The organism is Ensifer sp. Root1252 (assembly GCF_001425885.1).
GTDB lineage: Bacteria > Pseudomonadota > Alphaproteobacteria > Rhizobiales > Rhizobiaceae > Ensifer > Ensifer canadensis.
Genome location: NZ_LMDT01000020.1, coordinates 1 through 19654, shown reverse-complemented (window position 1 = coordinate 19654; position 19654 = coordinate 1). Strand labels below are relative to the sequence as shown.

Annotated in this window: 20 protein-coding genes and 4 pseudogenes; 11 read left to right on the top strand and 13 right to left on the bottom strand. The window is 58.3% G+C overall.

Going from position 1 to position 19654, the window contains the following annotated elements; all coding sequences use genetic code 11:
* Nucleotides 1-28: 28 nt before the first annotated feature.
* Entirely contained in the window at nt 29-1561 is a 1533-nt protein-coding gene (locus ASD02_RS19865) for an amidohydrolase (RefSeq protein ID WP_162254173.1), read from the bottom strand.
* Nucleotides 1562-1733: 172 nt separating this feature from the next.
* Here ASD02_RS19865 and ASD02_RS19860 point away from each other — a divergent pair, with 172 nt between their 5' ends.
* The 8 genes and pseudogenes from ASD02_RS19860 to ASD02_RS38335 all read left to right on the top strand — a co-directional run.
* Complete coding sequence (locus tag ASD02_RS19860) at nt 1734-2336, top strand: amino acid synthesis family protein (RefSeq protein ID WP_057213534.1); 603 nt, start codon at nt 1734-1736, stop codon at nt 2334-2336.
* Between the two features lie 38 nt (nt 2337-2374).
* Nucleotides 2375-2857: an Lrp/AsnC family transcriptional regulator gene (locus ASD02_RS19855; protein ID WP_057221017.1), complete on the top strand. Its 483-nt coding sequence runs from the start codon at nt 2375-2377 to the stop codon at nt 2855-2857.
* Nucleotides 2858-3061: 204 nt separating this feature from the next.
* Complete coding sequence (locus ASD02_RS19850) at nt 3062-3502, top strand: hypothetical protein (RefSeq protein WP_057213530.1); 441 nt, start codon at nt 3062-3064, stop codon at nt 3500-3502.
* A 616-nt stretch (nt 3503-4118) separates the two neighbouring features.
* Nucleotides 4119-5783 carry an N-6 DNA methylase gene (locus ASD02_RS19845; protein WP_057221016.1) on the top strand — a complete coding sequence of 555 codons (1665 nt, stop codon included), beginning with the start codon at nt 4119-4121 and terminating at the stop codon, nt 5781-5783.
* The gene (locus ASD02_RS39825) at nt 5773-6132 is read left to right on the top strand and encodes a hypothetical protein (protein ID WP_225906545.1); all 360 of its coding nucleotides are present in this window, start codon (nt 5773-5775) and stop codon (nt 6130-6132) included. Before ASD02_RS19845 ends, ASD02_RS39825 begins: the two co-directional genes overlap by 11 nt.
* Nucleotides 6133-6273: 141 nt before the next feature.
* The gene (locus ASD02_RS39820) at nt 6274-6804 is read left to right on the top strand and encodes a hypothetical protein (protein ID WP_234908014.1); all 531 of its coding nucleotides are present in this window, start codon (nt 6274-6276) and stop codon (nt 6802-6804) included.
* Between the two features lie 234 nt (nt 6805-7038).
* Nucleotides 7039-7370 (top strand): annotated as a pseudogene (locus tag ASD02_RS36550) (helix-turn-helix domain-containing protein); the annotation flags it as partial.
* A gap of 1 nt (nt 7371) precedes the next feature.
* A pseudogene (locus ASD02_RS38335) lies at nt 7372-7572 on the top strand (IS30 family transposase); the annotation flags it as partial.
* Nucleotides 7573-7822: 250 nt separating this feature from the next.
* On the opposite strand, the gene ASD02_RS19830 reads toward ASD02_RS38335, so the two are convergent.
* The 5 genes and pseudogenes from ASD02_RS19830 to ASD02_RS19810 form a co-directional block, all read right to left on the bottom strand.
* Nucleotides 7823-8215 carry a type II toxin-antitoxin system VapC family toxin gene (locus tag ASD02_RS19830; protein WP_057221041.1) on the bottom strand — a complete coding sequence of 131 codons (393 nt, stop codon included), beginning with the start codon at nt 8213-8215 and terminating at the stop codon, nt 7823-7825.
* A complete protein-coding gene (locus ASD02_RS19825) occupies nt 8215-8457 on the bottom strand; it encodes a type II toxin-antitoxin system prevent-host-death family antitoxin (RefSeq protein WP_057208155.1) in 243 nt (80 codons plus the stop codon). Before ASD02_RS19825 ends, ASD02_RS19830 begins: the two co-directional genes overlap by 1 nt.
* A 127-nt stretch (nt 8458-8584) precedes the next feature.
* A pseudogene (locus tag ASD02_RS19820) lies at nt 8585-8833 on the bottom strand (transposase); the annotation flags it as partial.
* 122 nt (nt 8834-8955) lie between these two features.
* Entirely contained in the window at nt 8956-12066 is a 3111-nt protein-coding gene (locus ASD02_RS19815; RefSeq protein WP_057221015.1) for an efflux RND transporter permease subunit, read from the bottom strand.
* Nucleotides 12066-13181, bottom strand: a complete 1116-nt coding sequence (locus ASD02_RS19810) for an efflux RND transporter periplasmic adaptor subunit (protein WP_057208152.1) — start codon at nt 13179-13181, stop codon at nt 12066-12068. The genes ASD02_RS19815 and ASD02_RS19810 overlap by 1 nt, the downstream gene beginning before the upstream one ends.
* A gap of 99 nt (nt 13182-13280) precedes the next feature.
* Between ASD02_RS19810 and ASD02_RS19805 the strand changes: the two genes are divergently transcribed.
* Nucleotides 13281-13865, top strand: coding sequence for a TetR/AcrR family transcriptional regulator (locus ASD02_RS19805; protein ID WP_057221014.1), 585 nt, complete (start codon nt 13281-13283; stop codon nt 13863-13865).
* 179 nt (nt 13866-14044) lie between these two features.
* Nucleotides 14045-15343 carry a beta-ketoacyl-ACP synthase II gene (fabF, locus tag ASD02_RS19800; protein ID WP_057221013.1) on the top strand — a complete coding sequence of 433 codons (1299 nt, stop codon included), beginning with the start codon at nt 14045-14047 and terminating at the stop codon, nt 15341-15343.
* Nucleotides 15344-15548: 205 nt separating this feature from the next.
* On the opposite strand, the gene ASD02_RS19795 is transcribed toward fabF, so the two are convergent.
* Together ASD02_RS19795 and ASD02_RS19790 are read right to left on the bottom strand one after the other, a co-directional pair.
* Entirely contained in the window at nt 15549-15956 is a 408-nt protein-coding gene (locus ASD02_RS19795) for a type II toxin-antitoxin system VapC family toxin (RefSeq protein ID WP_057221012.1), read from the bottom strand.
* Nucleotides 15956-16210: a type II toxin-antitoxin system Phd/YefM family antitoxin gene (locus ASD02_RS19790; RefSeq protein WP_057221011.1), complete on the bottom strand. Its 255-nt coding sequence runs from the start codon at nt 16208-16210 to the stop codon at nt 15956-15958. Before ASD02_RS19790 ends, ASD02_RS19795 begins: the two co-directional genes overlap by 1 nt.
* 543 nt (nt 16211-16753) lie before the next feature.
* Here ASD02_RS19790 and ASD02_RS19785 point away from each other — a divergent pair.
* Complete coding sequence (locus tag ASD02_RS19785) at nt 16754-17149, top strand: PRC-barrel domain-containing protein (RefSeq protein ID WP_057221010.1); 396 nt, start codon at nt 16754-16756, stop codon at nt 17147-17149.
* Nucleotides 17150-17382: 233 nt separating this feature from the next.
* Here the strand turns inward: ASD02_RS19785 and ASD02_RS37185 are convergent.
* From ASD02_RS37185 to ASD02_RS39010, 5 genes and pseudogenes are all read right to left on the bottom strand, one after another.
* A pseudogene (locus tag ASD02_RS37185) lies at nt 17383-17548 on the bottom strand (gluconate 5-dehydrogenase); the annotation flags it as partial.
* Nucleotides 17549-17690: 142 nt separating this feature from the next.
* A complete protein-coding gene (locus ASD02_RS19780) occupies nt 17691-18011 on the bottom strand; it encodes a hypothetical protein (protein WP_057221009.1) in 321 nt (106 codons plus the stop codon).
* Nucleotides 18012-18853: 842 nt separating this feature from the next.
* Nucleotides 18854-18967 (bottom strand): ATP-binding protein, encoded by a 114-nt coding sequence (locus tag ASD02_RS40430; RefSeq protein ID WP_277996362.1) that lies wholly within the window; start codon nt 18965-18967, stop codon nt 18854-18856.
* A 32-nt stretch (nt 18968-18999) separates the two neighbouring features.
* Nucleotides 19000-19245, bottom strand: a complete 246-nt coding sequence (locus tag ASD02_RS40425) for an ATP-binding protein (RefSeq protein ID WP_277996361.1) — start codon at nt 19243-19245, stop codon at nt 19000-19002.
* A 222-nt stretch (nt 19246-19467) separates the two neighbouring features.
* The coding region (locus tag ASD02_RS39010) for a hypothetical protein (protein WP_082555574.1) at nt 19468-19654 on the bottom strand (187 nt) is incomplete at its 5' end.

Genomic DNA, 19654 nt, shown 5'->3' with positions numbered 1-19654 from the left:
AAAGCTGGAGTTGTTGCCGAACTATGTCTTAGTCCACGGCCGCCTTCTGGAGCACAGAGATCGCAAGGATCTTTGCACCGGTCTTGATGGACGTCTCCGGAGCCGGCGCAAAGAAGGGCGAATGGTTGGAAGCAACAGGTCTGTTTTCATGCAGGGCTTCTTCGATCTGTTCGGGAGAACTCCCGCCGATCCAATAAAAGATCGAGGGCACGCCCGCCTCGATGAACTCGGGATAGGTTTCCACTCCAAGCGTTGGCTGCACGGCGGCTGGTACATACACGATATCTGCGAAAGACCTATCCAATGCCGGCTTGATGTCACCGATCAGCTGCGACGAATTTGTGCCGGCCACAGCGCCGCCGCCGATGCGCAGCAATTCCGGCTCCGGGGCCTTGGCCGATTGTGCCGTCGTGCCGGCCACCCTATGCATTGCTTCAAGCAGCAGCTTGCGGGTCTCTGGCGTGGTCGAACGCATCGTCAGCTTGAGCTTGGCCTGATCAGGGATGATGTTGCCGGCTGTCCCCGCCTGAAAGCTGCCGATTGTGATCACACCGGGCTCGCGTGGGTCTTTCTCGCGACTGACGACGGCCTGGATATCGGTGACGAAGCGGGCGCCCAATACGATCGGGTCGATCGAAAGGTGTGGTGCGCTACCGTGCGCCCCTCGGCCTTTGAAGGTCAGGTCAAACGTATCGGAGTTTCCGCTGAAGGCCCCGTCCTTCACGGTAATCTTGCCGGCAGGCTCGCCGTTCACATGCACCGCGAAACCGAAATCCGGCTTTGGGAACTTCTCGAACAGTCCCGCCTTGAGCATCGCCGTCGCGCCGCCGCCGATTTCTTCGGCTGGCTCGCCGACCAAAAGGAGCGTGCCGCGCCAATGATCCTTCATGTCGACCAACAATTGCGCAGCCCCGAGCCATGACGCCATGTGGATATCGTGGCCGCAGCTGTGGGCGACAAAAACCTTTGCGGCGTCGGTGTTCCCGGGCCACTGGGTTGCCGGCACCTGTACCCGGCTAGCATAGTCAAGTCCGGTCTTTTCCTCCATCGGAAGGGCATCGAGTTCGGTGCGAAGCATAATCGTCGGTCCGTCACCATTCCTGAAGACGCCGACGAGAGCGGATTCGACACCGAGGCCTGCAGTTACCTCGAAGCCGAGCTTGTGAAGTTCAGTTGCCAGCAGCTTTGCCGTCCGAGTTTCGTGAAATCCGAGTTCGGGATTGGAATGGATATCCCGGTAAACCCTTTCAAGTTCAGAATATTTTTGTTCGATGAGTGCGTCTAGTTTTACGGTGTCCGCAAGAGCCGGACTTGCAGAAACCTGCAGCGCGAGAAGCAGAGCGCTCGAATTGGCCAGTATCGTCTTCATTTGGGTCCCCTTCAGTCTCATTACGTTTCTTGACGGGACCATGATGAGGAGCACCGGCAGCGGGGGCATTCTCCTATACAGAGGAAAAGCAGCGGCAATTTTTCTCGCCACTGATCTAAAGTCTGCAATCTGGGCGCCAAAAGGCAGGCATTTCAGAGATCGATTACTTGAGGGCCGCAGCGATCCAGTCATCAGGAGAGATGGAACCTGCCGGCCCCCATCAGCCTTGGACGCTGCCGGCCAGCACATTGGTCTGCTTTCTTTCGCAGGATCGTTCGAAGCATCTCTTCATCCGAACATAGGAAGAATTCACCGGGCATCGCGGTAGGTTGTCGCAAGTTTCCACTATCAGCGGCTTCAGAAAATGACCCTCGGCATCAGAAAAATTTGCACTTTCCTGGAAGAGACCTTCGTAGAAGGCGGCAAGGCGGCCTCCCGTCCCGTCAATATCGTTGTCGTGGCAGCGGTAATCCGTAACCCTTGGGCCGGGCGAGGCTTTGTCGACGATCTCCGGCCGGAGATCATCCGCATCGCCGGCGAACTGAGCCATGAAATGACCGACCGGCTATTGCGCCAGCTGGCGCCGGAAAGGATCGAGGCTTGCGGCAAGGCAGCCGCGGTCGGGATCAACGGAGAGATCGAACATGCCTCGGCGATGATCCATACTTTGCGGTTCGGCAATCCCTTCCGCGAAGCGATCGGCGGCACCAACTATCTGGAATTTGCCAATACCCGCAATGCGCCAGGTGCTCTTCTGTGCCTGCCGATGATGCACAAGAGTGAGAACGGCAAGCGATCGCATTTCCTCACAGCCAATTTCCAGATCGCCGATGCGCCAGGCCCGGATGAGATCATCGTTGCCATCGGCGCTTCCGATAGCGGTCGTGCCCATGCACGCATCGCCGACCGCTTCCAGGACATCGCCGAAATGGAAGCCGAAAAAATGGCCTCGCTCAGCAGGGCCTGACCAAGGCAAGCACGCGGATACCGGCGCAGGAGTTTGCCATGAGACTTGACGCGATTGACCTGCGCATCCTTGACGCCATCCAGCGGGATGGCCGCATCACCAAACTCGCGCTCGCCGAAAAGGCGGGCCTCTCTCCAACGCCGTGCTGGATGCGACTGCGCAAGCTGGAGAGGGCCGGCATCATCAGCGGCTATCATGCACGCCTGTCGCTGCGACGCGTCGCCCCGGTAGCCAGCCTGGTGGTCGAGATCACCCTGGCCAACCATCGCCAGGCCGACTTCGACCGGTTCGAAAGGGTCGTCCGCGACATTCGCGAGATCGTCTGCTGCTGGTCGGTCGGCGGCGGCGTCGACTATATCCTGAAGGTGGTTGCAGCCGATATCGATGCCTACCAGCGCCTGATCGACGCGCTTCTCGACCGCGAACTCGGCATCGCCCGCTACTTTACCTACATCGTTACCAAGACCGTGAAGGAAGATCCAGTCGTGCCCGTTTCTGTGCTCGTGGCCGATGGAGCCTAAGCAGCCGAGCGTTGGCTGCCACCGACCCTGCCACCGAGACTATGTGTGCCATCCACCTCGTTTCGTGGCGGCCTTGTTCCAGACGGATTGAGGCCGCGTGCCTGGAACTAATGACGGGCGAGACGGTTTGAGCTGTGACTCTTTGGCATGACGCTGACGTGCCCTCCTGGCTGGGTAAGCCTCGATTTTGAGGAGATTTGCATAATGAAGATTTCGTCCAGATTTCGTTCAGTCGCGGCTGCGGTTATCGCTGTAGCAGGAATCAGCTTTGCCGGCTCCGCGCATGCCGACAGCGGTACGATCAGCTTCTCAGTCTACAAGGCTGCCTTCTTTGTGGGTGGCTCTGGGGGCGAGGGCACGCTGACCTTCCATGGTCGCCGCTATCCCATCTCTGTCGGGGGCCTCTCGGGCGGCCTCGCCTTCGGGGCTTCGAAGACCTATTTCCAGGGTACGGTTAGCCACATTCGCCGCGCCCGGGATGTGACGGGGGTCTACGGTGCGGTGGGCGGTGGCGGCGCGCTCGGCAAAGGGGCCCAAGTAATCGTCATGACCAATGACAAGGGCGCCCGACTCGAACTCTCAGGCAAGCAGGTAGGCCTGCAAGTCAACGCCGATCTCAGCGGCATTGCCATCACGGTGAAGTAAGGGCCGTCGCTCCGTTCGTCGTCCCTGCAGTCGGTCCACTACGCTGAATACAAAGGCCGGCGCTGCCATCTAGGAAGCGGCCGTTCCACTTCGGCCCCGAACGCAACGTTAGAGGATTCGATTTGGTACTCCCGGCGCTCCTTGTTCGTTCCCGATGGCTAGTCGAACCGCAAAGTTCCACCGACTGAGACGATCGGAAGCTGGCAATATGCACCAGTCGGCATGTTCGATGTTGAGAGGATTGATGCCGTGTTCTTTGACCTTATAATCCATGGCAACCGATAGTGTCGGGTGCCTCCGCAGCGCGTGTCGTCAACCAGAGGAGCGTGGAAGCCGGTATCCCGCGCATCGGCCGCAACGATCAGCGACGATCGCCTTGAAGGATCCGAACGGTCGACCCCAGAGCGCTAAGCGCCTGATTTTGAGGGGCTGCACCCACCCATAGGCGCACTACAGTTCTGGATGGAAGTGGGCATTGCTGCGCAATGTTTTGCCGCAATTTTTCCGCTGGATCGGCAGATTGGAAATAGAACAAAGAGTAGACAGAAATTCATCTGTATAGGATAGGTAACCGGCAAGACAGCGAACCCATGCGTGCACGATTCGGGAGCTAGCCGTGACTTTCGTTACCCATCGCGACCCTATCGACACTCCCGTTCTCCGCAAGGAAAGAGGCGCATTCTTCACGCCTCCGGCGATTACCCGTTTCATTTCGAAATGGGCCATTCGCGCGCCTGACGATCGCGTGTTGGAGCCTGCCGCTGGCGACGCTGCATTCTTGGTTTCCGCGGTCGATCGCCTTCGTGAACTCGCTCCCGGCCGGCGCTCGTGCCCGATGGTTCATGGCGTGGAGATACACGCCCACAGCGCGGACGTTGCCCGCAAGCGGGTCGCTGACGCCGGGGGCGAGGCCAATATCCAACTGTCCGACTTCTTTGCCGTCACGCCTGATCAAGCGTTCGACGCCGTCATCGGAAATCCTCCCTATATCCGATACCAGGACTTTACCGGGGAAGCCCGCGCCCGTGCCCGGGAGGCGGCTATCAGGGCCGGCATTTCCCTGACCGGGCTCGCGTCGAGTTGGGCAGCATTCACCGTGCACTCGGCATTGTTCCTGAAGAAAGGTGGCCGCCTGGCCTTCGTGTTGCCCGCCGAACTGCTCTCAGTGAACTATGCCGCTCCCGTCCGCAAGTTCCTGTTCAATCGATTCCGCGACGTGCAACTCGTATTGTTCGACGAGCAAGTGTTCCCCGAAGCGGAAGCGGATGTCGTACTTCTCCTTGCGGACGGCTATCTCGGCGGACCGGCGGATTATGCAACCATCAGTCAAACAAAGAACGCCGCAACGCTCGATACTCTAGGTCCTGGACAGAGCTGGACACCGGCCGACCCAGCGGCCAAGTGGACCAGCAGTCTCGTCGATGCCGACGCGATGCATCTTTTGCAGACGCTCTCCGCAACTGGCCTCTACACGAACTTGGAAACCTGGGGCGATACGACGCTCGGGATGGTAACGGGAAACAACAAATACTTCACCCTTTCCCCCCAGCGTGTAGCTGAGATTGGACTGCTCCCGGACGAGTTGCTCAGCCTTTCACCGCCCGGAAGCTCTCATTTGCGGGGCCTCTCTCTTTCGAATGCCCAGCTAAAGAAACTCGGTGAAGAGGGGAACGCAATCCACCTCTTCTATCCGAGCGATCCGCCTTCCGCGGCCGCGGCAGCATACATTGCAGATGGCCATAGGACAGGCGTGGACACCGCCTACAAATGCCGGGTCCGCAAGACTTGGTATCGTGTGCCACTGGTTTCCCCCGCCGACCTGTTGCTAACATGCATGAACGCGGACACGCCTCGGATCACGGAGAACGCAGCACAAGCCCGTCACCTTAATTCCGTGCATGGGGTCTATCTCAACGATGCACACGGGGTCCTGGGCCGCGAGCTCCTCCCTGTCGCCAGCTTGAACTCCATTACGTTGCTGCATGCCGAAATGGTCGGTCGCGCCTACGGAGGCGGAATCCTGAAAATCGAGCCGAAGGAGGCCGACGTCTGGGCCATGCCCTCGCCTACCTTGGTTACCTGTCGCGCCGACGGGCTTCGCGAGGTCAAAAGGAGCGTGGCAAAACTTCTGGACAAGGGAAGGCTGCTGGATGCCGTCAAGATCGTCGACCAGGTACTGCTAAGCGAGGGCGAGGTTTCGCCCGCACAAATGGCAGTCGTCCGGCATGCGCGCGCGGAGTTCGTAAAGCGTCGCAACTTGAGGGCGGCAAGTGGCCGCTAAACCCAGTTCCAAAGCAGAAGCCTGGGAAATTTTTGACCACATCGTTGCGGTTGCCGCACCTGACGGGGAACACACCAATCCTTGGATTCTTGGATCGGACGGCCAGCCGTACTTCCGTCCAGACTACGAGACCCTGGCGCTGCTGCTTGGGGTTCCGCTCCACCTGAAAGCGGGAACCCAAACCGGAGTTCCTGCCCTCGCTCTCGATGTCTGGCTCAGCTATGAACTTCGCAGGGCTGGTTTCGGCATGGACCAAGTCTGGCCAAGGCCATCAAACCCACGCGTTCTTCCCGCGCCTGTCGCCGCATTCGTGAAGTCACTTCCGACGGCGATTCGAGCCAAGGCTTAATCCCATCTGATATCGAACACGTCCATTCCCAGCGTCACCTCCTCCTCGGCTTCGATTCTCGGCAAAAACTACCTGAAACAGGTTGACGTCATCATCACCGATTGGGTGACCGGCCCGGAATTGTTGATTTCGACGAAGCGAATGGATTCTTCCTATGGAAAGAATGCGCCGAACCGCATCGAGGAATCATACGGCGACGCCAAGAATCTTCGCTTGCGCCACCCGCTCGCGGCTCTCGGGTTCTTGTTCGGTCTGAGGTCTGACATCCTGGACAAGGAGCCCAAGACGGCCGAGTGGTTGTTCGACCTCTTGGCCAAGCTTGGGCGGGAGGACGACGCGTATCACTCCACCTGCCTGGTCTTGATGGATTATTCAAGCGATACAGCACGGCTGGCAACCGTCGAGGAGGAACCCAGCGAGGGCATACTGGAGCCGGGTCCGCAGCCGATAACCGATCCAGCCGACGATGCGATCGCGCACCTTGCCGTCAGTACGGTCCAGAGCATCGTCAACGCGCTGCCCAAGGTATCGATCCTCGAAAACCACACCCCGGATGACGTTTCCCCGGCCCGTTTTCTTACGTCGCTGGTCACCCGCGTTCTCGCCGCGACACCCGTCAACATGCACGAGGAGGCGAGGCGACGCCGCGGTTCGGTATTGGCAAAAAAATAGAATTCCGGGGTCAGTTCGCTGTGTGCAGCGCCGTTCCGGTCGATACATTATGCAACTTTTGTATGTAGCCGGGTACATTCTAGTTCGAAGCGCGACATGCCAATGATTTCAATGTTTCCCCTTGGAGATTTTGGGATGTCACGAAGCTATTCGCAGCTGAATCTGGCGGATCGCCGCCGCCTCTATCACTTTGTCGAACGCAAGGTGCCGANGTTTCCCCTTGGAGATTTTGGGATGTCACGAAGCTATTCGCAGCTGAATCTGGCGGATCGCCGCCGCCTCTATCACTTTGTCGAACGCAAGGTGCCGATCAATGAAATGGCGCGCCAACTCGGTCGTCACCGTTCCACCATCTATCGCGAGATCAGGCGCAATACATTCCACGATCGCGAACTGCCCGAATACAGCGGCTACTTCCCMACGGTTGCCGACGACATCCGCAAAGAGCGRCGGCGGCGTTTGAGGAAGCTGATGCGGCACCCGCAATTGCGCGCACTGGTCATCGAGCAGCTGGAGGCGCTGTGGTCACCGGAACAGATCGCCGGTCGCCTGTTCGCCGATGGCGTNCGGCGGCGTTTGAGGAAGCTGATGCGGCACCCGCAATTGCGCGCACTGGTCATCGAGCAGCTGGAGGCGCTGTGGTCACCGGAACAGATCGCCGGTCGCCTGTTCGCCGATGGCGTSAGCGCCGTGCSTGTCTGCACCGAGACGATCTATCGCTTCATCTACGGCAAGGAAGATTATGCGCTGGAGCTCTATCGGCATTTGACAAGCGCCTCCAAGCCTCCTCGATCGCACGCAATTCAACCTTAAGTCTGCGGGAACATCATTACCAAACAAGTAGAACGTCTGGGTACTGAACGCCGGGGGCGCAAATCGTGCGTCCGGCTCGGTGCAATCGCAAAGATAAATGAACGTCCTTGAAGCGCCTACGCCTCGGCGCGACTGAGGGAAACATGAACACGCGGGAATTCGTCCACACCGGCGCGCTCCGAATGAGCGAGCAGGGGATTTCGCGCTATTTTTGCATACAGCGAATGGGAGCTGGATACTGCCCGACCAGTTCATCGACAGTCAACAAGGTGACACCCTCCACGATCGATTGAGCGACTAAAATCCGATCAAAGGGGTCCTCATGGATCGCTGGCAGTCCATCCACCGCTACTGCGTGTGCGCTGGTGATTGGGAGCTCTTGGTAGCCGTTATCGATGAGACCGCGGCGAAGTAGTCGTGGATCTACGGTAAAATCGGCCCGGCCAAGTCCGCGCTTGATGGCCACCTCCCAAAGACTCGCCGCGCTAAATAGCAAGACATTTTCGGTATTCTCGATTTCAGCCAGAGCGGCGGGCGGCAGCTTCCCAGGCTCTCCCGCAGCCCAAAGCAGAAGATGCGTATCCAGCAGGAGTTTCATCATTCGCCGCCAAACAGTTTCTCGATATCTTCGCCACCCATACGATCGAAGTCTTCCGGTACGGAAAACTGCCCCGCCATGAATCCGACGCGACGAGTTTCGTCGGCGGTAGGAGTCTCGACCGCGACGACCTTCACCAAAGGCTTACCCGATTTGGCAATGATAAAGGACTCGCCTTTCGCTGCTTTCTCAATGAGCCGGGACAAATGAGTTTTCGCCTCGTGAATATTTACAGTGTGCATGGCCCTACCTCGAACTTAGTCTCATAAACTTAGTTCGACTTCGGCCTGATAGCAAGCGTAGCCCCGCGAAGAATCGACTTTGACGCCAAGCGGCCCAGAGAAGGACTAGGCTGTAGTGGCGAATTAATCATTTGAGCCAGAGCATGATGCTTGCGAGATTTATGAAGCCGAGGAAATTGGGCGGCGAGCTTGTCATAGCGTGTTGCGATGCGTCGCCATTGTTTGAGTTTGGCAAATCGATGCCCCATCGCTGTTTGTAAGCGATACGATCATAGACATGTTGATGCTTGCGATGCCGGCGCGGCGGAACGACTGGTTCGCCGCCTTGATCAAGGATGAGGTCATGCCGGCTGTCTGCATCATAAGCGCGATCGGCTGTCTTCCGGTAACCGATGCGGCGAAAGTGTCCTTCCGTCACATCGAGTATACGCTCGCGCCACATCTCGACTTCGGTGCCCGTGCGCCCCTGTGGGATCGTGATACGTGGCATGGACGCCCCTATTCTGCCGCCAGCGCCATCGGCTGTGCCAGATGTTCGACCGTTTCCTCTTTCCCATCTGCTTTGGGTGGCTTGATACGGAACCACACGGCATACAGGGCCGGAAGGAAGAGCAGGATCATCACTGTGCCTACCGCTGTGCCACCGATCAGAGTATAAGCCATCGATCCCCAGAACACGGAATGGGTCAAAGGTATGAAGGCCAGGATTGCCGCGAGAGCAGTCAGGATGACAGGGCGCGTGCGCTGCACAGTGGCTTCGATGACAGCATGGTAGCCATCGAGACCAGCCGCCTGGTTCTCCTTGATCTGCTCAGTGAGGATCAACGTGTTTCGCATCAGGATGCCTGCGAGCCCGATCAATCCGAGAATAGCGTTGAAGCCGAATGGCTGATTGAACAAGAACAAGGTCGGAACCACCCCGGCAAGACCAAGCGGTGCGGTCAGCATCACCATTGTCATTGTCGATAGACTGCGAACCTGCAGGATGATGACGATCAACATAGCTGCGATCATCAGTGGGAAAACCTGCACAAGGGCAACGTTGGCCTTCAGGGACTCCTCGATGTTGCCGCCCATTTCGATGCGGTATCCAACTGGAAGCGATGCGATCAGCGGCTGAAGGGCCTTCATGACCTGTTGCGAGACCTCCGGAGGCTGTGTCGCCTCGTTGATGTCCGACCTGATGGTGATGACCGGGGTCCGGTCGCGGCGTTTCAGGATCGGTTCTTCGAAGCGGATCTCGGAATGCCCCATCTGATCCAGGGGAACCTGGCGGCCATTCCGGCTCATCAGCGAAAAGTCGGCAAGCCTTGATGGATCGAGGCGATTTTCGCCAGCGCTGCGTGCGACAACAGGCACGTTGCGGATATTGTCGCGAACCTGTGTGACAGGAACACCGCTGAGCAGCAACTGCATCTGCTGAGCCGCTTCCGACGGTGAAAGACCGATCAGATTAAGCCTCTCCTGATCCGAAATAAAGCGTAACACCGGCGTACGGTTGCCCCAATCCCGGTTGGCCTGACGGACATCGGGCACAGTTTTCATAATTGCCAGAGCTTGCTCGGAAATCTTGTAGAGTTCATCCTGATCAGGCCCCATGATCCGGAACTCGACTGGGAACGGCGTATACGGTCCAAATACGAGCTGGGTCACGCGCACGGAGGCCTCGGGAACAAGACCCTCCGATATTGCGGCACGAAGGCGGTGCTTCAGTTCTTCGCGTGCATGGGCATCCGGCGTCAGCACGACGACCTTGGCGAAGGCGGGATCTGGCAATTCCGGAGCCATGGCAAAGAAGAACCGGGGTGCGCCCTGCCCCACATAGCTAGTGACGATCTTTGTCTCTGGCTGAGCCTGTAGCCAATCTTCGACTTTCTTCACCGCCGATGATGTGGCCTCGATGCCCGTGCCTTCGGGCATGCGCACTTCAACCAGCACCTCGGGACGGTCCGATGTCGGGAAGAACTGCTGCTTCACACCGCCCATCCCGACGACCGAGGCGGCCATGGCGATGCCAACCACGGCGCATACCATAAATTTATGCCGGACGGCGAACTCGATGACGGAACGCAGGCGACGGTAGTTCGGCGTATCGTAGATGGCGTGATGACCGCCCTCGACTGGCTTGATTTTTGGCAGCATCTTTACGCCAAGGTAGGGCGTAAACGTCACCGCGACGATCCAGGATACGATCAGCGCGAAACCGACGACCCAGAAGATATTGCCAGCGTACTCGCCAGCGGTTGATTTTGCAAAACCCACGGGCATCAGTCCGATGATCGTGACCAGCGTGCCCGATAGCATCGGCGCCGCGGTATGGCTCCACGCATAGGCGGCCGCCTTGATGCGGTCCATGCCCTCTTCCATCTTCACGACCATGACTTCTATCGCGATGATGGCATCGTCAACCAGAAGCCCCAGTGCAAGGATCAAAGCGCCGAGCGTGATGCGATCGAAAAACCGCCCTGTTTCCAGCATGATGAGGAAGACAACCGCAAGTGTGAGCGGCACGGCAAGGGCCACGACGATACCGACACGCCAGCCCAGTGCAACCAGGCTTACGAACAGAACGACACCAAGCGCCATTGCGAACTTGAGCATGAACTCACCGACCGCCTCATCGATGTTCACGGCCTGATCGCTGACCTTAGTGAGAGTCATGCCCAGCGGCAGTGTCTGCGCGATCGCGGCGGACCGAGCCTCAAGCGCCTTGCCGAGATCCAGTCCGTTCCAGCCCGCTTGCATCACCGCGCCGAGCATGATCGCGGGTTCGCCCTCATGGCGGATGACATAGGTTGCGGGGTCCTGATAACCGCGTCGCACATCGGCCAGATCGGAGAGCTTAAGTGTTCGTCCAGCAGCAACAATGGGCGTGTCGGCAATCGCCTGCACGCTGTTGTAGGCCCCGTCGAACCGGATAAAGACCTGTGGCCCTCTGGTGTCGATTGAGCCCGCGGGCGTGACTGTGTTCTGTCTCTGTAAAGCAGCAGCGATATCCTGCGCCGATATTCCAAGTGTTGCCAGCTTGGCATAGGAAAATTCGACGAAGATCTGTTCTGGGCGCTCTCCGAGAATGTTGATTTTCTTAACTCCGGGGACATGCAGGAGATCCTGGCGGATGACCTCGGCCTGCCGGACGAGGTCGCGCATCGGCATCCCGTTCGCCTTCAATGCGTAAAGGCCGAAGCTGACATCGGAATACTCGTCGTTGACAAACGGGCCAATAACGCCCGGGGGCAAATTTGGGGCTTCGTCACCGAGCTTCTTGCGCGCCTGATAGAACTCCTCGTCGACGGCAGATGCTGGCGTATTGTCTTTGAGCGTGACCGTCAGGAAGGCGTAACCCGGTCGCGTTGTCATCTCGACGCGGTCGTACCAGGTGAGTTCCTGGATACGCTTCTCTAGGGGCTCCGCCACAAGATCCTGCATTTCGCGCGCTGTGGCACCCGGCCAAACTGATGTGACCGTCAGTGTCTTGATGGTGAAGGAGGGATCCTCGGCGCGTCCCAGCTTGACGAAGGCGTAGGCGCCCGCAGCTGCCAGCAGAACGATGAAGAACAAGGTAGCGGCGCGTTCGCGAACGGCGATGGCGGAAAGGTTGAAGTTCATTACTTTGTCACCTCTTGCTGAGAGGCAACCCTGACGGTGGCGCCATTTTCAAGCAGATGCGCGCCGAGAGCGACAACCTGTTGGCCAACCCCCACTCCGATAACAAACGCCGTCTCTTCGCCGATCCGCTTCACTTCGATCGGAGTAAACTTCACGGATGAAGATGTGTTATCGACCACCCACACACCTGTCCGACTACCATCGTCCAGGATAGCGCCCACTGGTACGGCAACCTCCGATTGGCGGTCAGCATCTAGAATTCTGATTGTCACAGTCGAGCCAATCGGGGCTGAGGCCGCGTTGCCTTCGAGAATATAACGCGCCTCGTAAGTCCGAGTTTGGGGATCGGCAGAATCGGAAATCTGTCGCAGCCTTGCCTTCCCGCTTAGACCCTCGCCTCCATAGACACTGGCCTGCGCTTCGGAACCGATCTTCGGCCGCAGGGTCTCTGGTAGCCAGACAACAGCTTCACGCGGCCCCGCCTGGGCAAGTTGAATGACGGTCTGACCCGCTGCAACGACCTGCCCGGGATCTCCGAGAGTATCGACGACAATTCCATCCGAATCTGCTAGAAGAACGGTATAGCTGGCCGCGTTTTCCGCGACCTCGGCTTCCGCTTCAGCTGCTGCAAGTTGTGCCATGGCAGTGTCGAGCGCCGCCTTAGCTTGTTCATAGCGCTGTGGAGTGGCCGCCAATCCATTTTTTACCAGCGCCGCATAGCGCTTTTCGTCTGCTTGCACCTGGATCAGAACGGCGCGTGCTGCGGCAGCGGTATTGCGCTTCGCTGTGAGCGCAAGCTGGAGATCGGTCTCGTCAATGCGCATCAGAGCCTGACCTTGCCTGACCTGCTGTCCCACATCCACCATCCGCTCAAGGATCTTGCCCGGAACTCGAAATCCGAGATTGCTCTGTACCCGGGAAGCGACCGCGCCGGTAAACGAGCGTTCCGCTGTTCCAGTCCTCGCCGCCTCAGCCACTCTTACCAGTGGTGAAGCCGTCCTTGGGTCAGCAGCCTCGGCCTCCCGTCTGGCGGGTTCGAAAACCAGGAAAAAGGCACCGGCTGCCGCTGCCGCTGCCACGAGACCTACGAAAGTCAGGACATGTTTGCGTTTCATTTTCAGTTTCTCTTCTTGACCGGCGACGCGGATAATTTAGATTGCGATCTAACTCTATTTGCATTATAGATGTCAACTTAAATCTAAACGGAGGTCGATATGAGAGTGAGCCGAGCACAGGCCGAGGAGAACCGTGAGACGGTGATCAACGTCGCAAGTCGTCTTTTTCGAGAACATGGCTTCGATGGCATCGGGCTCAAGGATCTGATGAAGGGTGCTGGCCTTACCCAAGGTGGTTTCTACAAGCAGTTCGCGTCGAAGGACGACCTTGCTGCGCTGGCCTCGAGGCGCGCAATGGAAAGTGCTACCCGAAGATGGTCAGCGGCGGCGGCGAACAGTCCGGATCCGCTTGAAGCCGTCATGGAGTTCTATCTCTCCTCGGACCACAGAGGCGAAAAAGCAGAGGGTTGCCCTCTGGTGGCGTTGGGATCGGACGCGGCTCGCCAGAGCGAAGAGGTAAGGCGCCCGTTTGAAGTCGGGATCCGGGCTCACTTTGAGGTTCTGGATGAACTGATCGGCGAAAAGGCCTCTAATCCCAGCAGTAGGGCGATGGCCATACTGTCACTCATGGTGGGGGCCGTTACGCTGTCACGGATCATGGAAGACCAGAATTTGTCGCAAGGGATCCTCGACGCGGCGGCCAGCGAAGTCAGACGCATTGCGCGCGGTGACGATGTCGTGTGAAGGCTGAGCTGGTTCGATAACTCGGCGCGAATAAGGACCAGCTTTAGATACCGCCCGGTTCGGGTGAGAGCGTCTTCGAGGCCGTACGTAACTGCATGTTTTAACAACAGACCCTGACCGCATCGTCGGCCGGGAGGCTAGAGGCATGCCTATTTTAAACTGAATACAGGTGAGAACACATGCGTCGTATCGTTGTAACAGGAATGGGAGCTGTAAGTCCCCTTGGTGCGAATGTCGGTATCTCCTGGTCGCGCCTGCTTGCGGGTGAAAGTGGTATTCGGCGACTGGGTGACGACGTCGTTGGGGACCTGCCTTCGAAAATTGGAGGTGTGGTCTCCTCGTTCACTGAGGATCAAGAAGGCGGTTTCGATCCCGACACGATCATGGCTCCGAAGGACCAGCGCAAGGTCGACCGGTTCATTATCTTCGCACTGGCGGCCGCTGAAGAGGCCCTCGCGCAGGCGAACTGGAACCCGACCTCGAATGAAGACCGGCTACGTACCGCGACGATCATCGCGTCGGGCATCGGCGGCTTCCCCGCAATCACCGAAGCGGTGCGCACCGTCGATCAACGTGGTGTGCGTCGTCTTTCACCCTTCACTATACCGTCGTTTCTCGTCAATCTCGCAGCGGGGCAAGTCTCGATCCGCCATGGCTTCAAAGGCCCCCTCGGCGCGCCCGTAACGGCATGTGCTGCTGGCGTTCAGGCAATCGGCGATGCCGCCAGGCTCATCCGCGCCGATGAAGCCGATATTGCGATTTGCGGTGGGACAGAAGCCTGCATGAATATCGTCAGTCTTGGTGGTTTCGCAGCTGCCAGATCGCTGTCGACCAGCTTTAACGGAGCACCAAGCCGGGCATCGCGTCCCTTCGATATGTCACGCGATGGCTTCGTCATGGGCGAAGGAGCCGGCATGCTCGTCATCGAATCCCTAAGCCACGCGTTTGCTCGCGGCGCCACGCCACTTGCTGAACTGGTCGGATACGGCACGACTGCTGACGCCCATCACATAACGTCCGGACCCGAAGACGGGAACGGCGCGCGCAGAGCCATGGAGATCGCTATTTCACAAGCTAGAATTTCTCCGCTTGAGATCGGTCATCTGAACGCGCACGCCACCTCGACCCAGGTCGGGGATCTCGGTGAAATCAGGGCGATCAAGAACGTTTTTGGTTCCAAAATGACCGTGGCTGTCAGCGGGACGAAATCGGCCACGGGGCACCTGCTCGGCGCGGCCGGAGGACTGGAGGCCATATTCACGATTCTGGCGCTCAGCAACCAGGTCGCACCACCGACCTTGAACCTGAATGCTCCGGATCCGGAAGCCAATGGTATCGATTTCGTCGCGAACGAAGCGCGACACCTGGACACTGAATACGCCATATCGAATGGCTTCGGCTTTGGCGGGGTCAATGCCAGTGCACTCTTCCGGCGCTGGACAGAAGGGGGCGCCGGCCGCGCTCCGTCAATCGGCTGACGCTAAGCTCGCTCCCAGAACAACGTGAAACTGTGTCTTTGCCGCGGGTGACATTCTATGAAGGGTCGGGAAGACAACATCGCCGCACCGCTGCATCACAGTCGATAACATTTTGCAACTTCAGAGGTCTAAAACAGGAAACCGGCACGCCATCGAATGGACACAGTGAATGCCGGCATACAACGGGTGATCGACGCCGAGCGGCTCACGCCGAGCTCTCCCAAGGGTTGATCACGGAGGCGTCTGTGTCTTCGAAATCCTTGACGTTGCGTGTGACAAGGATGAGATCGTGGACGATCGCAGTCGCGGCAATCAACCCGTCGATATCGCCGCGGGGGCGGATTGCCGCGATGCGGCCCCATTCGACCGCGATTTGGTTGGTTATCGGCAAAATGCGGTCACCATGGTCGTGGCGCAGCTTGCGCAACCATTCGGTGAAGTGCGCGGCAGTCTTTGGATCCGACCTGTGTTTCAGGGCAATGCCGCGCATGATTTCGCCGAGGGTAAGCGCACTCAGGTGGATGCTGAGCGGATCGACAGAGCGCAGCCAAGACACCGCCTGCGGCGTGCCGCGTCGCGCCTCTGAGACGATGTTGGTGTCAACCAGATACATCAGAAGGCCACATCGCGGCTTGGCGTCTTGGCGCGTACATTCACCACATCAGCGAACTGATCGTCCCAAGCGGGACCGCCCAACAGATCGTCGACCAGCGTTGGCCGGCCGGCGCGCAGAGCGTCGTAGTCATGAGCGGACAGCACGACGGCTGTGCGCTCACCGCGCAGCGTGACAATCTGCGGCCCTTCATGGCGCGCCTTCTGCACCACCTTCGAGAATTGGTTCTTGGCGTCCTGCAGTTGCCATTCCATAGTTTCGCTCCAAATTGGCTAGACTGTCTAGCTATATAGTCCTATTTGTCTCCCGTTGAAAGTGCCAATGTACCACGCGGCCGACCGACGGCCTGCGCGCAACGCCGCACGATCAGCGATCTCGATAACCGAGCTGCGCGGCAGATCACGCACGCGGCACGGGCCGAAAAACAAACTCTGAGCAGAAAAAAGCACGGAAACCGCGGCCAGTTCTTGCGGCCAACGCGTTCGAAACAGATCTCGATCCGTCTGGGCGACGGCTCGAACCACCCAGGAGGAAACGCGCATGGACTGGGATCGGCCGAAGGTAATTGGAGGCAACTCAAACAGGACTGCCCTGGCATGAACGAAACCCCCCGTCGGCGAGGTTTCCTATTCGAGACGGCGAGGCTCTTCCATTGTTCAGTTTTGCCTGAATCCCCGCAGCCCCCATATTGGCTCGAATAGCGGTGCACGAAACCGGCGTAATTCACTGAGGTCGTTGGAACTTTTGCTCACATCAGGGCGTTTCCGGGTTCTGAACATGCTCAAAGGAGTGGGACCATGCGACGTATTCTGACTGCTCTTGCTGCGACTGCGATGATCGTAGGAACGGCTGCCGCACAGACGGCCGAAACCACGACCACCGAAACCTTCGTCACCGCCAAGCCGACCGATGTGCTGAGCTACAATCTCGTCAATCTCAACGTCACCAACAATGCCAACGAGGCGATCGGGGAGATCAAGGATTTGATCCTGTCGGACGACCAGCTGACGGGGTACATCGTGTCGGTTGGCGGGTTTCTGGGGATGGGAGATCGCTATGTAATTGTGAGCCCGAAGGCCGTCAAAATCACATACGTCGAAAACGACAAGAAGTGGACGGCGGTGATGGACGCGACCAAGGATCAGCTCAAGACGGCCCCGGAGTTCAAATACGAAGGCCGCTGGGAACGCTAGTCCGAGTAGCGGTCAAATATGAGGTTCCAGGACGGAACCTTGCCCCTCGCAAGGGGCGAAGTCTCAATCGGAAGGAGCGGTTCAAACAGCGGTCCACCTTTTTTAAGGACGCGTTGATTGGCCAAGATTTCAAAGCCCGCCGCTCCGGCTATTGCCGTCGGCCTTACCCCGGCGGCTGGCGGGTGTTCGCTTCCAACCAGGCGGAAAAGGCGAGATCGGGACAATGGCAGCATTAGCGGCCTGTCGAAATTGCCTGGTGCAATTGCACTGCAGCCCGTACCCTTTGCCCACTCGGTAGCCATGCCGTAGGGCGCGATGCCAGGGCGGGCAAAGCGCCGTCTGCACGCTGGCGCTCTTGATGAGCTTACCAGCACCGCGCTCGATCATGTGGCGGGCAACCCTTAGCCATGATGGCTCCTGTGGTTATGCTCCAGGCTACGGGCCTGGTCGTCTGACTGCCCGTGAAGGGCGGCCAGGTTAGAGGTTTAGAGGGTTAGCGGACGGCGCGATCGTACCACCGGATAGTTACAGTCGAGCGCCGCTACTTCGAGAACGTTCTATCCTGATCTTCGCCCGGGGCTTTCATTCTGCCGACCATGCCGGCCAGCTCGGAGAAGCATGGAAGATCCGCCTCGGGCTGGCAGCGATTAGCGAGTTGCAGTAGCAGTATCGGGAAACTGATCGCACTACGATGCACCGGCGACAGTCCCTCCCAGGCTCCGCTACCTGTCTGGATCGCCTCAGCCTTTCGCAACGCGATCTCGATGTCTTCGGCCGACAACAGGCCGCGCCGAACCAACACGTGATTGATGGAGGCAATCGCCATCAATAGCCCTTCGATCTGCAGGTTCGCGAGGTTCATGACTGCCTCCACCTAATAGGTGCACTCCGCGTAAAAAGGCTCGAAACGGAACGCTGAAAGCACTTCTTCCCGGCCTTTCCTCCCTTCCAAGCGGCGCGGAGGGTTGATAAATAAACACTTCCGATGCCGTATTGTTCCCCTCCTTCTATTTGCGGACGGCGGCAAGTTTGGAACAAATTTCCTTGTGTCGCAGTCGATTGTGCGACCTTGGGAACATGACAACCGAGGTCAAAGACAAGGAAGCAGGTGCAACAGCCATTTTAAGCGACCAGCCAGCGGAGTTGCTGGCGGGCAGCGCGGGCGGTGTTGTACGAGGCGATGCTTCGCCTTTGGGATGATGAGGCTTTGTCGCTGGCCGGAAATAGAGCATTTAGAGCGGTTCTGGCGATTTTCCCCTTCCTTGTATTCGTCAGTTCGCTAACCGCCTTCCTCGGCGATCGTGGTATCTCGGATCACCTCATTGCGATCCTGATCGCGATCATATTTCCTTGGGCGACACATTGGTTGCAGAGGTTCGCGCGGTGACGACAGTAAGGCGCGGCGAGGTCGCAGGCGCCGGTGTCCTGCTGACCATCTGGGCCTGTTGTTTTACGCCACGTCATAGAGTTTGCAGATGCCTATCGTCATCGGAGTGATCGGCGAGCAACGCTCGTAGCTCCCGCGGGAATGGCATTGGCGCCTGGGCTGGTTTAGCGGCTCAGCCGTGCAGATTTCGGTAAATCGGGATAATCATTTCAGCGGTTGCGTACAAGCGTTTCGCTGAGTCGCGGACAAGGGGTGCGATCGCATTCCGGTTGCCTGGTTACTGTTACGGGCGTTGATTTCGGTTATCTCGCCACCGGTCAAGAGCGTCGGGTTTTTCGTTTCCGCACGCTGTCGCCTTCGAGCGTTATGCGGTGAGCGTTGTGAACAATACGGTCTAAAATCGCATCAGCCAAAGTGGCCTCTCCGATCATTTCGTGCCAGGCCACGGGAAGCTGAGCCGTGATCAGGTCGATTTCCGCCGATATCGTTCCTCGAATAGTTCTAGCAGATCGAGGCGCTGTCGATCGTTCAAGGTATGTGTTCGCCAGTCATCCAGCACCAGCAAGTGCACGCGCGCAAGCTTATCGACGAGGCGCGGAAAGCGTCCATCCAGCCTGGCAAGTGCCAGGTCCTCAAACAGCCTCGGCATACGAACGTAGAGGACTGAGTCGTCGAGGTGTGCCCCCTGTTGTGCGAAGGCACAAGCAATCCACGTCTTTCCGGTGCCTGTTTGGCCGGTCAGGATTAGGTTCTCGTTTGCCTTCAGCCATCACCTTGCGCCAGAGATAGGACGTTCCGGCCATCAAGACCGAGGTGAGATCCAAAATCGATGTCTTCGTTCGAGGCATTGGCAAACTCGGTCGAGCATCAACCCTTGAGCCTGGACCGCCCGGTGGATGGAGCCACCAGCCGCGCCATAGAGTCCCAGAAACTAAAAGTTGACTTTCGGATCAGTTTTCTCTATCAGTGATTTATCGATATTTGCTTGCTGAACTTTGGTTACCGCGCATTTAGCAACCGCGCCCTGACGAACCTTCCTTTCAAAAATCGCTATCTTCATCCGCAGCGCTTGTGCGCGGCGGTCATTCAATATGCTATGAAAGGGTTCATCATGACCA

Coding starts and splice junctions, on each gene's coding strand:
- ASD02_RS19850 (WP_057213530.1), top strand. CDS start 3,062: ATGAAGATTTCGTCCAGATTTCGTTCAGTCGCGGCTGCGGTTATCGCT.
- ASD02_RS19810 (WP_057208152.1), bottom strand. CDS start 13,181: ATGAAACGCAAACATGTCCTGACTTTCGTAGGTCTCGTGGCAGCGGCA.
- ASD02_RS19815 (WP_057221015.1), bottom strand. CDS start 12,066: ATGAACTTCAACCTTTCCGCCATCGCCGTTCGCGAACGCGCCGCTACC.
- ASD02_RS19785 (WP_057221010.1), top strand. CDS start 16,754: ATGCGACGTATTCTGACTGCTCTTGCTGCGACTGCGATGATCGTAGGA.
- ASD02_RS19865 (WP_162254173.1), bottom strand. CDS start 1,561: ATGACTGGATCGCTGCGGCCCTCAAGTAATCGATCTCTGAAATGCCTG.
- ASD02_RS19780 (WP_057221009.1), bottom strand. CDS start 18,011: ATGAACCTCGCGAACCTGCAGATCGAAGGGCTATTGATGGCGATTGCC.
- ASD02_RS40430 (WP_277996362.1), bottom strand. CDS start 18,967: ATGATCGGAGAGGCCACTTTGGCTGATGCGATTTTAGACCGTATTGTT.
- ASD02_RS19855 (WP_057221017.1), top strand. CDS start 2,375: ATGAGACTTGACGCGATTGACCTGCGCATCCTTGACGCCATCCAGCGG.
- ASD02_RS39820 (WP_234908014.1), top strand. CDS start 6,274: ATGGATTCTTCCTATGGAAAGAATGCGCCGAACCGCATCGAGGAATCA.
- ASD02_RS19860 (WP_057213534.1), top strand. CDS start 1,734: ATGACCCTCGGCATCAGAAAAATTTGCACTTTCCTGGAAGAGACCTTC.
- ASD02_RS19825 (WP_057208155.1), bottom strand. CDS start 8,457: ATGCACACTGTAAATATTCACGAGGCGAAAACTCATTTGTCCCGGCTC.
- ASD02_RS19830 (WP_057221041.1), bottom strand. CDS start 8,215: ATGAAACTCCTGCTGGATACGCATCTTCTGCTTTGGGCTGCGGGAGAG.
- ASD02_RS19805 (WP_057221014.1), top strand. CDS start 13,281: ATGAGAGTGAGCCGAGCACAGGCCGAGGAGAACCGTGAGACGGTGATC.
- ASD02_RS19790 (WP_057221011.1), bottom strand. CDS start 16,210: ATGGAATGGCAACTGCAGGACGCCAAGAACCAATTCTCGAAGGTGGTG.
- fabF (WP_057221013.1), top strand. CDS start 14,045: ATGCGTCGTATCGTTGTAACAGGAATGGGAGCTGTAAGTCCCCTTGGT.
- ASD02_RS19795 (WP_057221012.1), bottom strand. CDS start 15,956: ATGTATCTGGTTGACACCAACATCGTCTCAGAGGCGCGACGCGGCACG.